12 protein-coding genes are annotated in these 13,627 nt (G+C 36.8%); 4 read left to right on the top strand and 8 right to left on the bottom strand.

Annotated features, from left to right (window positions below):
• Window positions 1-37: 37 nt before the first annotated feature.
• Window positions 38-637, bottom strand: coding sequence for a hypothetical protein (locus OMO38_RS13870; protein ID WP_264750794.1), 600 nt, complete (start codon window positions 635-637; stop codon window positions 38-40).
• Between the two features lie 74 nt (window positions 638-711).
• Window positions 712-1,206 (bottom strand): RNA polymerase sigma factor, encoded by a 495-nt coding sequence (locus tag OMO38_RS13865; RefSeq protein WP_264750793.1) that lies wholly within the window; start codon window positions 1,204-1,206, stop codon window positions 712-714.
• A gap of 286 nt (window positions 1,207-1,492) precedes the next feature.
• Between OMO38_RS13865 and OMO38_RS13860 the strand changes: the two genes are divergently transcribed.
• Both OMO38_RS13860 and OMO38_RS13855 read left to right on the top strand, forming a co-directional pair.
• Window positions 1,493-2,323: an alpha/beta fold hydrolase gene (locus tag OMO38_RS13860; protein WP_264750792.1), complete on the top strand. Its 831-nt coding sequence runs from the start codon at window positions 1,493-1,495 to the stop codon at window positions 2,321-2,323.
• Between the two features lie 240 nt (window positions 2,324-2,563).
• Window positions 2,564-3,064, top strand: a complete 501-nt coding sequence (locus tag OMO38_RS13855) for a hypothetical protein (protein ID WP_264750791.1) — start codon at window positions 2,564-2,566, stop codon at window positions 3,062-3,064.
• Window positions 3,065-3,110: 46 nt separating this feature from the next.
• On the opposite strand, the gene OMO38_RS13850 is transcribed toward OMO38_RS13855, so the two are convergent.
• Complete coding sequence (locus OMO38_RS13850) at window positions 3,111-4,739, bottom strand: NADP-dependent glyceraldehyde-3-phosphate dehydrogenase (RefSeq protein WP_264750790.1); 1,629 nt, start codon at window positions 4,737-4,739, stop codon at window positions 3,111-3,113.
• Between the two features lie 154 nt (window positions 4,740-4,893).
• On the opposite strand from OMO38_RS13850, the gene OMO38_RS13845 reads away from it, so the two are divergent.
• Window positions 4,894-5,139, top strand: coding sequence for a hypothetical protein (locus OMO38_RS13845; RefSeq protein ID WP_264750789.1), 246 nt, complete (start codon window positions 4,894-4,896; stop codon window positions 5,137-5,139).
• 250 nt (window positions 5,140-5,389) lie between these two features.
• Here the strand turns inward: OMO38_RS13845 and OMO38_RS13840 are convergent, their stop codons facing one another.
• From OMO38_RS13840 to OMO38_RS13825, 4 genes are all read right to left on the bottom strand, one after another.
• Complete coding sequence (locus OMO38_RS13840; RefSeq protein WP_264750788.1) at window positions 5,390-5,986, bottom strand: hypothetical protein; 597 nt, start codon at window positions 5,984-5,986, stop codon at window positions 5,390-5,392.
• 386 nt (window positions 5,987-6,372) lie between these two features.
• On the bottom strand, window positions 6,373-7,131 hold the full coding sequence (locus tag OMO38_RS13835) for an NAD(P)-binding domain-containing protein (protein ID WP_264750787.1): 759 nt from the start codon (window positions 7,129-7,131) through the stop codon (window positions 6,373-6,375).
• A gap of 1,252 nt (window positions 7,132-8,383) precedes the next feature.
• Window positions 8,384-8,917 carry a DUF6261 family protein gene (locus tag OMO38_RS13830; RefSeq protein WP_264750854.1) on the bottom strand — a complete coding sequence of 178 codons (534 nt, stop codon included), beginning with the start codon at window positions 8,915-8,917 and terminating at the stop codon, window positions 8,384-8,386.
• Window positions 8,918-8,947: 30 nt separating this feature from the next.
• Window positions 8,948-9,082, bottom strand: coding sequence for a hypothetical protein (locus OMO38_RS13825; protein ID WP_264750786.1), 135 nt, complete (start codon window positions 9,080-9,082; stop codon window positions 8,948-8,950).
• 346 nt (window positions 9,083-9,428) lie between these two features.
• Between OMO38_RS13825 and OMO38_RS13820 the strand changes: the two genes are divergently transcribed.
• Complete coding sequence (locus OMO38_RS13820; RefSeq protein ID WP_264750785.1) at window positions 9,429-10,835, top strand: hypothetical protein; 1,407 nt, start codon at window positions 9,429-9,431, stop codon at window positions 10,833-10,835.
• A 340-nt stretch (window positions 10,836-11,175) separates the two neighbouring features.
• On the opposite strand, the gene OMO38_RS13815 is transcribed toward OMO38_RS13820, so the two are convergent.
• Window positions 11,176-13,176: a urocanate hydratase gene (locus OMO38_RS13815; protein ID WP_264750784.1), complete on the bottom strand. Its 2,001-nt coding sequence runs from the start codon at window positions 13,174-13,176 to the stop codon at window positions 11,176-11,178.
• Window positions 13,177-13,627 lie beyond the last annotated feature (451 nt).

Below are 13,627 nucleotides of genomic sequence, written 5' to 3'. Positions count from 1 at the left end.
CCTTTGGCCCGCCGAAACTGTACTTCAAACTTACTTCCTATTTTTTCAGCTCAGTTAAAAGATTATCAATCTGTTTCACATACTTTCCGTAAAACATCCTGTACCAGTATTTTCCGAGTAGGAAAAGTCCAAACAGACCCACTGCAAGCATAGAAATAACTGTTGTTGCCACCTGTAGGTCACTTAACGGTGTGCGATGAGGAAGAAATTCAATAACAATAATCAGTTCACACACCAAAAATGGAACAAATGAAAGCATAAATGAGAGATAATATTGTTTATTAAGGTCAAACTGATGCGATAGGTCTTTAAGAGAATCATAGGTTTTCATTGTCGGACTGCTGATCTCTTTGTAAAGTTTAAAAAACTTGCTGAAAAAAAACGATATGATAATTACCATTGAAAACAGCAGTACAGTAAGATAAAATTTAAATTTAAACGGAGCTTCCGGAACTGGAATCCATACAACGGCAAAGCCGAAGAGTAAAATACCTACCGTAGACCAGAATTCCATGCGCATATTTTTTCTGATTTTCTCTAATGGTAGATTGATTTTATTGGTATGTTCGATGCTGATTTCGGGTGTTTCTTCAGAAACATCGTCATTCCACGTATTTTTAAGGTCGTCTATATTCATAATCTTGGTTTTATAAATTATTGGCTGGAAATTGAATTGGGTATTTTTGTTCTTCAACCTTCCTAACTTTAAGCTTATCTTTTATTGAGAATATCTTTCAGTTTGCTTTTGGCGCGGTTCATTTTCACACGTACATTACCTTCAGAAATTCCCATTTGATCTGCAATCTCCTTTCCTGAAAAATCTTCCAGATAATAGAAAATGAATGCTTTATCGATGGGATTTAACTGATTAATAGCCTTGTACATAGCAGAGAGCTTTTCTTCTTTTTCGACATCATAATCATCTTCTATGATTTTATACCCTGTGAAATCTTCATTGTTAATGAAGCTTCTTTTCTTTTCAGATTTTAAAAAGACAATTGCCGTATTTAATGCGATTCTGTATAACCACGTAGAAAATTCACTTTCCCCTCTGAAACCGGAATACGCTTTCCAAACCTGATACGTGATCTCCTGAAAAAGATCCTCGCGGTCGTCGTTATGATCCATATACATCTTAGAAATCTTAAAAATGATTCCTTTATGTTTTTCGATCTTATGTAAAAATTCCTGTTGTACTGAGGTCATGGCTTTCAACTCTATGGAGTTAGTAGTATTTCAAAAAATATGTTACAGTTTTTTAAAAATTTTTATAGGAAGATAAAAATAAGTTTATCAGATAGCCACTTCAAAGCTTATATTAAATAGCTTATTAGCTTGAAGGAATCTACATAACTTTTATCTCAATTCAGGTTTTTTATCAATTTATGTTAAAAAATTATTAAATCGGCAAAAAGATTCACCACAGACTTATTTCACACTGGTGGTGGCGCAAAATTTGTGTTTACAAAATCACATCACAAAAAATATCAATATGCCTTACATTAAAAAACAAGACAACAAAAATTTTGAATTGTATTACGAAGATTTCGGTACAGGACAGCCAATTATTTTAATTCACGGGTGGCCATTAAGCGGAAAATCATGGGAACTTCAGGTTCCTGTTCTTTTGCAGTTGGGTTACCGTGTGATCACCTATGACAGAAGAGGTTTCGGAAAATCAGCACCTACTCTTGACGGATATGACTATAATGGACTTACTGCCGATCTTCACGAGCTCATCACTCAATTAGAGCTAAAAAACGTTATCCTTTTCGGATTCTCAATGGGTGGTGGCGAAGTAGTACGTTATTTAACCAATTATGGAACTGAGAATGTGGATAAAATCGCATTAATTTCTTCAATTATCCCAATCGTAAAGCAGAAAGAAGATAACCCAGACGGTGTTCCCGAAGCAGATTTAAGTGAAATCATGGACAATCTGAAAAAAGATAGAGTCACTTTCCTTGAAACTTTCCACAAAAACTTTTACAATTATGGATTACTGTCACAAACTGTTAGTCAGGCTCAGTTGAACTATGACTGGAGCATCGCATCATGCGCCTCCCCGACCGCTACTATCAAATGTGCTGAAAGCTGGGCAAATACAGACTTCCGTCCAGAATTACAGAATGTGACTGTCAAAACATTAATTGTACATGGTGACGATGACAAAGTGGTCCCTATCGCAACTGCAGGAAAACAGGCAGCACAGGGAATTCCCGACAATGATTTCATTGTAATTGAAGGAGCTCCTCACGGACTGAACGTGACCCACGCAGATAAATTAAATAATATTTTGGTTAATTTTTTAACCATTAAATAAACTTCTCTTTCTATATAGCTTGGGCTGTCCTTTGGGCAGCCTTTTTCTGTTTTAATGATACCTAATTTATAAAAGTATTAAAGCCAAATAACTCTACAAAAGTCACAAGGTTTTAGTTTTATGTTGAATGGACGCCGCTTCTCTTTTCACTATTTTATTTATATTTGGAAAATAATTAAAGAATAGTCACAACATCAATGGTTTGCTGTTACATTCAATCCATTTAAAAATACAAATCAAATGAAAGAAGAAAATTTAAATAAATTGAATTCTCTGTTTTCAAATTTAAAAACGGAAGAACAAAAGCTGAAGGAAAGTCAGGAAAAGCAGAAAAGCGAAGAAGATTTATTTATTGAAGGTTTTAAAACTTTATGTAAAAACCTCATCGATCCCAAAATGCAGGAGTTCAGAAGAATGCTGAGACAAAATGGCTACGGCTGTAAAATTTCTCTGAACGAAGAAAGTAAAAATGGAACAGGGATTAACGCCCAAACAAACATTAAACTTCAGATTGCAAGAAATGTGGATTCTAATTTTTATACCAATAATAAGTTTCCGCACATCATGTTTACCGCCGATAAATATTACAAAAAAATTGGAGTTCATCAGGATACAATTTTTCAGAACGGTACCGGAACCGCTGCCCTCAAAGAACAGACGTACACGCTTGAAACTCTAGATGAAGAAAGCGTAGAAAAAGAAATTGTAGATTCTATTGAAAAGATATTGATGAATAAATAAAACAAAACCTGCCTCAAAAGCAGGTTTTGTTTTTTGGATCACTTTTTTAAAACAGATAATCCGTACTCAAAAAGTTTGAATCGTGATCTCTCACAATCGTATTCAGAAGTTCTTTATTGGATTCCGTAGATTTTGCAGCAACCAATGATCTGATGGAGAATGAGCGAAGCGCATCAAACACTGAAAGCGTACCTTCGGCAGAATCTTTTCTTCCGGTAAACGGAAAAACATCAGGACCACGTTGTGCCTGACAGTTGATATTCACGCGACTCACTAAATTCACAAACGGATCAATCAGTTTCGAAACTTCCAGGGCATCTTCACTGAAAATACTCACCTGCATCCCATGCGATGCATTTACCTGATAATCGATCGGCTCTTCAATATCTTCAAACGGAACTACAGGAATGATGGGACCAAACTGTTCCTCATGATACAATTTCATATCGCTGTTCACCGGATAAACTACAGCAGGAAAAACAAAAGACTCTTCGTTATAACCTCCGTTTTCGTTAAGCACTTTTGCACCTTTAGACTGAGCGTCTTCGATACACTCTTTAAGATACGAAGGTTTGTTTGCTTCCGGAAGCGGCGTGATTTTTACTTCTTTCTCCCAGGGCAGTCCCGGTTTTAGTTCAGAAACAGCTTTATTCAATTTTGCGGTAAATTCTTCTGCAACCTCTTTCTGTACAAAGATTAATTTTAGCGCAGTACAACGCTGTCCGTTAAAGGAAAGTGCACCGAGGATAATCTCACTTACAGCGATATCAAGATTGGCATTTTTGGTAACAATAGCTGCATTTTTAGCATCTAAACTTAAGATAGCTCTTAACCTGTTAACTTTTGGATGGAGCTTTTTCAATCCATTAGCTACTTTACTCGAACCAATAAATGCCAGAACATTCACTTTCCCACTCTCCATAATCGGAGTGATAATTTCTGAACCTTTACCATACAGTGTGTTCACCGTTCCTTTTGGGAAGGCTTCTTTGAAGGCATTCAGTAAAGGATAATGCGCCAAAACTCCATGCTTGGGAAGTTTAAAGATAATTGTATTCCCCATGATTAATGCAGGAATCAGCGTAGTAAAAATTTCGTTTAAAGGATAATTAAAAGGTCCCATGCTCAGAACCACTCCAAGCGGTGCTCTTCTGATCTGTGCGATCGTACCTTCGGCCTGCTGGAAACGTGAAGATTCACGGTCAAGATCTTTTAAGGCATCGATGGTTTGATTGATATAATCTACTGTACGGTCAAATTCTTTGGTAGAATCGGGTAAAGTTTTCCCAATTTCCCACATAAGTAATTTGATAATAAGATCGCGTTCTTTGATCATCAGATACACAAACTTCTGCATACATTTAATGCGGCCTTCTACCGACATTGTTGGCCATTCTCCAAGTCCGTTATTGTATGCTTTCACTGATGCATCAAGAACTTCCATGGCTTCATCCGGTCCGATATTGGGAATACTTCCCAACAGTTTTCTTTCCAGCCCATTTTCGGTTCGGACGCAGACCGGCGAATAAATTTCCGTCACATCACCCTTCCACTCTACCAACTCACCATTTAAGAGATATACTCTTTGGTGAATTTCCTCCACTTTATATTCTTCCGGAATCTCGGTTTCACTTTTAAAAATTTCTTTAAATGTTTCTGAATTTGCTGAACTCATAAATTTTTTCTTTTTAATAATTTGAATTTGAAGATTTGAAAGAATAAAGTTAGAGCTTAAGATCGACTTTAGAAATAGCAAACTCATAGATTTCCTCTATTTAAAAGCTTTTTTAATGAAATTTAATATGGTTTCACATAAAAAAACTTAGCGGATGCTAAGTTTAAGATATGGCATTATTTTAAAGAGTCATAATGATCATTTGGATCCTGAAAGTTTTGAAGAAATTTTACCTTTCGCATCCTTCAAAATCTTTGATCTTTCTCTGCATTCAGTTACAAAAGCGTGGAAATCTGTTGAAGTTCTGCAAGCACTCTCCTTCTCTGCGAGTTTCAGTAATTCCAAAATTTTTCTTTCGTTTCTGTTCTCTATTCTCTGGGGTCAATGGTTTCTGAAGTAACGGACAGTTCTTAAGGCGTGAATCTTTCTCTTTTAATTTTTAAAAATGTCAGCTTCTTCATTCCCGATTTTTCGATGATGTAAAACATTTTAAATGGATAATTTTTCAGCAATTCATCAATATTGTTTGTTAATCTCTAAAAATTTTTATATTTCAGCTATCTTAATTTATGTATATTTTAGTCTCACTTTATGAGACCAATACAATAAAATTCTTATGATTTATTCTGATAATCAGACAAGAAATTTCACTATTTCATTTTCTTCTTAGACGTTATAACAAGTACTCCATATTTCCCTTTCGATCCATAAGCTGATGTTGCATTGACACCCTTTAAGATGTCAATTTTCTTAATGTGGTTCGGATTGATTTTTCGAAATTTTTCATCATCAATAATTTCCCCATCCAGAATATATAATGGTTGCGTCTTCGAATCGAAAGAGCTGACTGCACCACCAATTCTAACCTGTGGATTTGTTTCTAATGTCTTAATAGGAATTTCGGTGATTTTACCCTTAATATGATTTACAGTATCGTGTTTTATTTCATAACTTTTCTCGGTTTTGGTCTGTGCTGTGACAATTCCTCCTGATGTAAGAATAAAACCTACAGCAAACTTAGTCAGTAAAGAATTAACGAAGGAATAGCTAAGGTTTCGATTTAATTGGTCTACTCTAAAATTTCCACAAGTATCAGATTCTCCGGATAAATCTTCGATGATTTCCATATCCGAGGAATTCGTAAAATCTCTTACGTTCTTTGAGCATAACTGGCAAAATCTACCTTTTTCGTTTGGCGTCATTGCTTCCCAGTTTTCGTGACAGGGTTTTGGTATCGTTACTTTCATAGTCTACTTTATTATATAAGATGCAATACAATCTAAAATGGTTGGAAAATAATTTAAAACTTAAAAATCTAAGACTTCTAAAATATCAGAATTGCTTCAAACAAAAACTGTTCAAGCTTAACGAGGCTTGCCTCAATCCTTTGCTCCCTCAGTTTTTCGGCTATAAATAAATCTATGCGTTAAAAATTCCCAAATTTAATCTACAAGTGAAAATACCTCGGATCAGGATATTGAAATTCAAACTTCAAATCTTTAATCAATTTCTCAGAAGAAATCGTCGTACCTACAAAGATTTTTCAAGCTTAATCAGGCTTGCCTCAATCCTTTGCTCCCTCAGTTTTTCGGCTATAAATAAATCTATGCGTTAAAAATTCCCAGCACAAAATCTACAAGTGAAAATACCTCGGATCAGGATATTGAAATTCAAAATCAAGTTCCTCAGTTAATTTTGAAGGAGAAACAGCTCTTCCTGCAGTTGTTCTTTCTCCATCATAAGTCAAACCTTTTTGAGAATTAATCACTTCTTCTTTATTCGGATGAATTGGCGCAACAACATTGTAAACTTTAGATTCAGATTGATTGTCCAGCATTTTTTCAATCACCGAAGCGATGTCTGCATAATGAATATGATTCACCAACTGATCCAGACCTGAAATATTATAATTTTTCAAAAGCCTTTCACCGCCCATCAATCCGGCCAGTCTCAGAATATTAGTTTGTGGGAATCTTTCTAAAATAAAACTTTCGCTTTCCACATCTTTTGCAGGCTGATCGTCTTCTGTAAATTCTTTATCTTCCTGAGAATACACCCCTGTGGAACTCAGCAAAAAAAGCTGCCCTTTAAAATCTCCAAGGAAATTCAACAGGTTTTCTCTTTTGTCATTCATAGGAATTTGCGCACCTCGGATTCCAGAAAACGGAACGCTGATCATGATGGCATCAAGCTCTTTTGCAACTTCCCATTCTTTCATTTCAGGATCCAGTTCATTCGGAAAGCTGACCACTGTCGCTTGGTATCCTTTTGATTTAAATTCCTCGACTTTCGCTTCCGTCGTCGTTGTTGCGAAAATTTGATATTGATTTGATAACCGTTCTGCGATATGGTTTCCAAGCCAGCCGCAGCCGATGATTCCCAGTTTTTTCATTGATTGATTAATATTTGAATTCGTGTATTGTTTAAGAAGTTCAAAAATATTAATTTATTTCTACAAAGCTTGTCTACTGATGGGGATATCAAGATGATCTTAAAGAATTTTTCAGAAAATTCAGGTTAAGATTCTTTTAGGATGACAAACGTTGTAGTTATCCTCTCTGTTTATTCAAAAATAGCAACGCAAAGTTTGTCATCCTATAGGGATCTCAGCGTACTATCAGAAAAGTTGCATAGAGTGATTCGCGTCTAGATCCTTTCAGGATGACAAACGTTGCGGTTATTCGCTTTGGATATTCAAAAATAGCAACGTACAGCTTTTGTCATCCCGTAGGGATCTTACCGTAGTATTAGAAAAGTCGCATAGAGAGTGATTCGCATCTAGATCCTTTCAGGATGACAAACGTTGTGGTTATTCGCTTTGGATATTCAAACATAGCAACGCACAGTCTGTCATCCCGTAGGGATCTCAGCGTAGTGTAAGAAAAGTTGCATAGAGTGATTCGCGTCTAGATCCTTTCAGGATGACAAACGTTGCGGTTATTCGCTTTGGATATTCAGAAATAGCAACGTACAGTTTTTGTCATCCCGTAGGGATCTCAGCGTAGTATTAGAAAGGTAGCACGGAGTGATTCGTGTTAAGATCCTTTCAGGATGACAAACGCTGTGGCTATCCATTCTGCTGCTTACTCCAAGAGCTACCCATCCAATTTGTCATCCCATAAGGATCCCAACGTAGTATTAGAGATGTTGCACGGAAAGATTCGGGCTTAGATCCTTTCAGGATGACAAACGCTGTGGCTATGCGTTCTGCTTACTCAAAAAAAACTATGCGCCTTGTTTGTCATCCCGTAGGGATCTCGACGTAGTATTAGAGATGTTGCTTGCAAAGATTCGCACTTAGATCCTTTCAGGATGACAAACGGTGTGGCTATGCATTCTGCTGCTTACTCCAAGAGCTACCCATCCAATTTGTCATCCCATAAGGATCTCGACGTAGTATTAGAGATGTTGCTTGCAAAGATTCGCACTTAGATACTTTCAGGATGACAAACGCTGTGGCTATGCATTCTTCTTACGCAAAAAAAAACTATGCGCCTCGTTTGTCATCCCTAGGGATCTCAAAGTAGTATTAGAGATGTTGCACAGAAAGATTCGGGCTTAGATCCTTTCAGGATGACAAACGTTGCAGTTATTCGCTGTGCTTATTCAAACACAAAACTCAGCATTCCGCTGAGTCTTTCTGTTTATTCCGGTTTTTCTTCCTTTCTTTTTACTTCCGAATTTTTCGCTGCTTTTACCAGCTCGTTGGTATCGCTGTAGAGGAGTTTCCAGTCGGGGACGTCTTTCATGGCGGTCAGCAGATTCAGATAGGTTTTGAGGTTTTTCTCAAGATCTTTGCGGATGGCGCTCGCGCTGGTCATCTGTCTGAGGTCGGCATTGGCTTCAGCCTGTTCGCCAAAGATGGTTTCAAAAGCTTCGTGTTTTGTTTTCATATCCGCGAAAGCCGTGTTCAGAGAAAGAAGCGCAATTTGCTGTTGGTTTTCCGGAGTTTCCAAGGCTTCAATCAGCTTTTTCATCTGTGCGGTTTGTGAGGAATAGCTTAAGCGGTCGAGATCCAGCCCTAAAGTTTTGAAAACACCGTACAAATCCTCTGCCGACTGATAATAGGGTGCCGATTGTAGCTTTCGGTAACCGTCCAGAAAAGATTTAAGATTGGCATAAGCAACGTCCCGCTCACGGTCTGCCGTGGCAACGTCATTTCCTTTTCCGCTGTAGATTTGCTTGGTGTAGACTGCGTCGTATTCGGTTTAGGAATTCTGTAAAGTTTCGGTAAGAGGATGGTTGGAAATCACGGGATATTTTCCTGACTGAATATTGGTAATAATTCTTTGAGCCAAAGTCGCAAGGTCTTTAGTGCTCAGTCTCACTAATGAAATTTTCATCGTTTAATGTGTTTGTTTGTTAAAAATGTATTAATTACTCAAAACAAATATTAATAATTCCGCATTTAGTTTAAAACATTTTGTGGGGAATAAAATGCAGTTGCATGAAGTTCCCCGCAACTTGTGGGAGACTTCCTGCAATTGCAGGAGGTCACAAACATGGTTGTTTTAAACAAAATGCGGATGCAGGAGGTTTGTTTTAAGGGTGTTTGTAAGGTTTTGCGAGTGAGAGTGATTTTGATTGGGATGATTTTAAAGTCGATTTATTTATATTTGGATCATTATAATTTGATTGAATAATAGATAATCTAATTAACTTTAATTTCACACAAATAAAATTCTAAACATGAAAAAAATTACTTCTATTGGTTTTGATATTCCATCAAATGGAGAAAATTTCATTAAACTTGACAGCAAAAGATCACTTTCTGAAAGTGATATTGTCATATTTAACCCAGATTTTGATCAGAGTAACTATTCAATGTACGATTATTCTTCAGAGAGCAAGACGTATGAAGGAAAAAAATTATATTCGAAAAGTTCTTCTAACAAAATAATTGAACATTCAAAACATTGGAAAAATGAAATTTTACATTTTGTAGAAAATGGAGGAACAGCCTTCATTATTCTTAGTAAAAGAGATGATTTTTATGTGTATACAGGAACAAAAAGTTTTAGCGGAACTGGAAGAAATCAAAAAACTACTGAACACGTAAGTCCATTTTCAAATTATAATTTTCTGCCATTTTCTAAAATTGAATTTAATTCCGCAAGTGGTCAGATCGTGATTCCAAATAATAGCATGTTTGCTGATTTTTTCAAAACCTTTCAAAACTATATCTCTTATGAAATTTATTTGAAAGCAGAATCTCTGAACAATCCAACATTTACTACAAAGAATAAAGATAGAATCTTAGGCATAAACCTAAAAGTTAAAAATGGTTATGTTATCTTTCTACCAGATATTAATCTTGATAGACCTGAGTTTACGAAATATAATTCTAAAACTGATAAAACCACTTGGACGCCTGAAGCAATTAAAGTGGGAAAAGCGCTTCTCAGTAATATTGCTGAAATTGATAAAACTATAAAAAAAGCAACAGAAAAAACACCGAAACCTAATTGGATACAGTCGGAAGATTTCAATTTAAAAGAATCTTTAAATACAGAAAATCTTATTAAAAAAAATGAAGAAATTATAATGAAGAAATCAAAAGAAAATGAAAATTTAAAAGTTTTATTTGAAGAGCAAGAAAGTCTAAAGGATCTACTTTTTGAAAGTGGAAAACCTCTGGAAAACGCTGTGATTAAGGCTCTAAAAATTATGGGCTACAGTGCAGAAAATTACGATGATGGAGAATTAGAATTGGATCAAATAATTCTGTCACCCGAAGGAGAGAGATTTATAGGTGAATGTGAAGGTAAAGATTCAAAAGATATTGATGTAACAAAATTCCGACAGCTTCTTGATGGTTTAAATGCTGATTTTGAAAAAGAAATAATAACTGAAAAGGCATTTGGATTATTATTCGGAAATCCACAAAGAATGCTTCCTCCTTCTGAGAGAACACTTTCGTTTACTGCAAAATGTTTATCAGGTGCTAAACGTGAAAAAATAGGATTAATTAAGACCGAAGATTTATTTCGTATATGTAAAATTATTCAAGAAAATAATGATATTGAATATGCTGCAAAGTGTAGAAAAGCAATTGTTGAACAAATGGGAGAAATAGTTAATTTTCCTGAGAAATAAATACTTAACGCTATTACTGTTTTAAACTTAGATTTAGCACTAATACTACTTTAATAAATAACGATAATGAAATACAATATTTTTATTCATACTCAAATGACAACCAAGTCATTGTTAGACCCCCGATGTCGCGGATTTGCAATCCGTGAGCATTTGCAAAAACATGCGAAGACACGGATTTTTAAATCCGCGCCATCTGTTAAGATTCACTAAAAAAACCTGCCTCACAGCAGGTTTTCCTATTTTAAAACAAAAACTTCTCGATACGGTTTTTTCAAAACCTACTCGAAGTGACGGTATGTTAAACATTTTCAAATTAACTCATTTTCAAATTTTCAAATTAAAAAAGACTCTCATCCACAAAATTCGGCAACGTCACCTTCAGATTCGGTTCTGCTTCCATCGCTCTTTTGATGGCGAAAACAGCACCTTCATTTCTTGCCCAGCTTCTTCGGGAAATTCCGTTGTTCACATCCCAGAAAAGCATTGATTTTAATCTTCTGTCGGCATCATCGCTTCCATCGAGCAACATCCCGAAACCACCGTTGATCACTTCGCCCCAGCCAACGCCACCACCGTTGTGGATGCTCACCCAGGTCGCGCCACGGAAACTGTCGCCAATCACATTGTGAATCGCCATATCTGCCGTAAATCTCGAGCCGTCATAAATATTGGAAGTCTCTCTGTACGGCGAATCCGTCCCCGAAACATCGTGATGGTCTCTTCCCAAAACCACCGCTCCGATTTCTCCGTTGGCAATGGCTTTGTTGAAGGCTTCAGCGATTTTCATTCTGCCTTCTGCGTCGGCGTACAGAATTCTCGCCTGCGAACCAACGACCAGATTGTTTTCTTGAGCACCTTTAATCCACGTGATATTGTCTTTCATCTGCTGCTGGATTTCCTCAGGCGACGTTTTAATCATTTCCTCTAAAACGGCACACGCAATATCATCCGTTTTCTGTAAATCTTCCGGCTTTCCGCTGGTACAAACCCAACGGAACGGCCCGAAACCATAATCAAAACACATCGGTCCCATAATATCCTGAACGTAACTCGGGTATTTGAACTCCCTTCCAATCGTAGGATTTTCTGCCAGTACATCAGCTCCGGCTCTGGAAGCTTCTAGTAAAAAGGCATTTCCGTAATCGAAAAAATAAGTTGCCGTACCCTGAGCCTGTCGAAGGGTATGTTTATTGATGGCAGAAGCGTGTCTTCTCAAGGTTTCCTGAACTTTTTCTTTAAATAACTCAGGGTTTTCTGCCATCATCGTATTCGATTCCTCAAAGGTCTGTCCAACCGGATAATAACCACCCGCCCACGGATTGTGAAGTGAAGTCTGGTCTGAACCGATATCGATTCTTAAATTTTCTTTATCAAATTTCTCCCAAATATCAACGATGTTTCCAAGGTAAGCCAGAGAAACCGTTTCCTGATTTTCCTGAGCTTTTCTAACTCTCGCCACCAGTTCATCCAGGTTTTCGTGAATTTCATTCACCCATTTCTGTTCGTGACGGATTTTTGTAATCTTGGGATTCACTTCCGCAATCACCGTAATGCACCCTGCAATATTTCCGGCTTTTGGCTGAGCGCCGGACATTCCGCCCAAACCTGAAGTGACGAATAATCCACCTTTTGGTTCTTTATTGATTTTTCTGAAAGCATTTAAAACGGTAATCGTCGTTCCGTGCACAATTCCCTGAGGACCAATATACATGTAAGATCCGGCAGTCATTTGTCCGTACTGTGAAACACCCAGCGCATTGAATTTTTCCCAGTCATCCGGCTTGGAATAATTTGGAATCATCATTCCGTTGGTCACCACCACTCTCGGCGCATCTTTATGCGAAGGAAACAATCCCATCGGATGACCGGAATACATTGTTAAGGTTTGTTCGTCCGTCATTTCTGACAGATATTTCATCGTCAGAAGATACTGCGCCCAGTTGCTGAATACCGCACCATTTCCACCGTACGTAATCAGTTCGTGAGGATGTTGCGCCACTGCATAATCCAGATTGTTCTGAATCATCAGCATTATGGCTTTTGCCTGCTCAGATTTTCCGGGATATTCGGCAATATCTCTTGCTTTCATCTCATAATCCGGACGGAAGCGGTACATATAAATTCTGCCGTATTTTTCCAATTCTTCCCTGAATTCCGGCAACAATTCTGCATGAAATTTAGGTTCGAAATAGCGCAAAGCATTTTTCAGAGCGAGTTTCTTTTCTTCGGCTGAAAGAATTTCTTTACGTTTCGGAGCGTGGTTGATATGGGTTTCGTACGGTTTTGGCTGAGGGAGTTCGGTGGGAATTCCCTGCTGGATCTGTTCCTTGAAAGTCATTTTATAGTTGATTGTTGTTGTTGATAGTTGTTGGCTTTTTTGTGGTTTTAAAGATATTAAAAATGAAAATTATAAAACCAATCATTGTCAGTGGAATTAGAATTCTATTTTCCGGATTATTACAAAGCAAATAAAAGTTGATACTAACTATCAGGAAATTTATTATCGACAATATAAAGTTTGATTGTCTTCGAACTGAAAAAACAATAAAATAACCTAAGAGATAGACTGGATATGTACAATAAAAAATAAGAATATTGTATACAGGATTTCTCAAAATTCCATCGATATCAATTCCAAAGCCTATTCTTCTATTTACACCATAAGTTCCACTTTCGACTTTTGTTCCAAAAAAATAAAAAAATGCGAATATCAAAATGGGAATGAGAAATACAGCAAAGAAATATTCAGTAAAAAGCTTTTTCATTTTTAAAATTCGGTTTTTAAAGTT

Origin of the sequence: Chryseobacterium kimseyorum (assembly GCF_025971945.1) — a bacterium.
In the GTDB taxonomy this organism is placed as follows: Bacteria; Bacteroidota; Bacteroidia; order Flavobacteriales; family Weeksellaceae; genus Chryseobacterium; species Chryseobacterium kimseyorum.
This window is presented reverse-complemented; position numbering and strand designations above follow the sequence as displayed.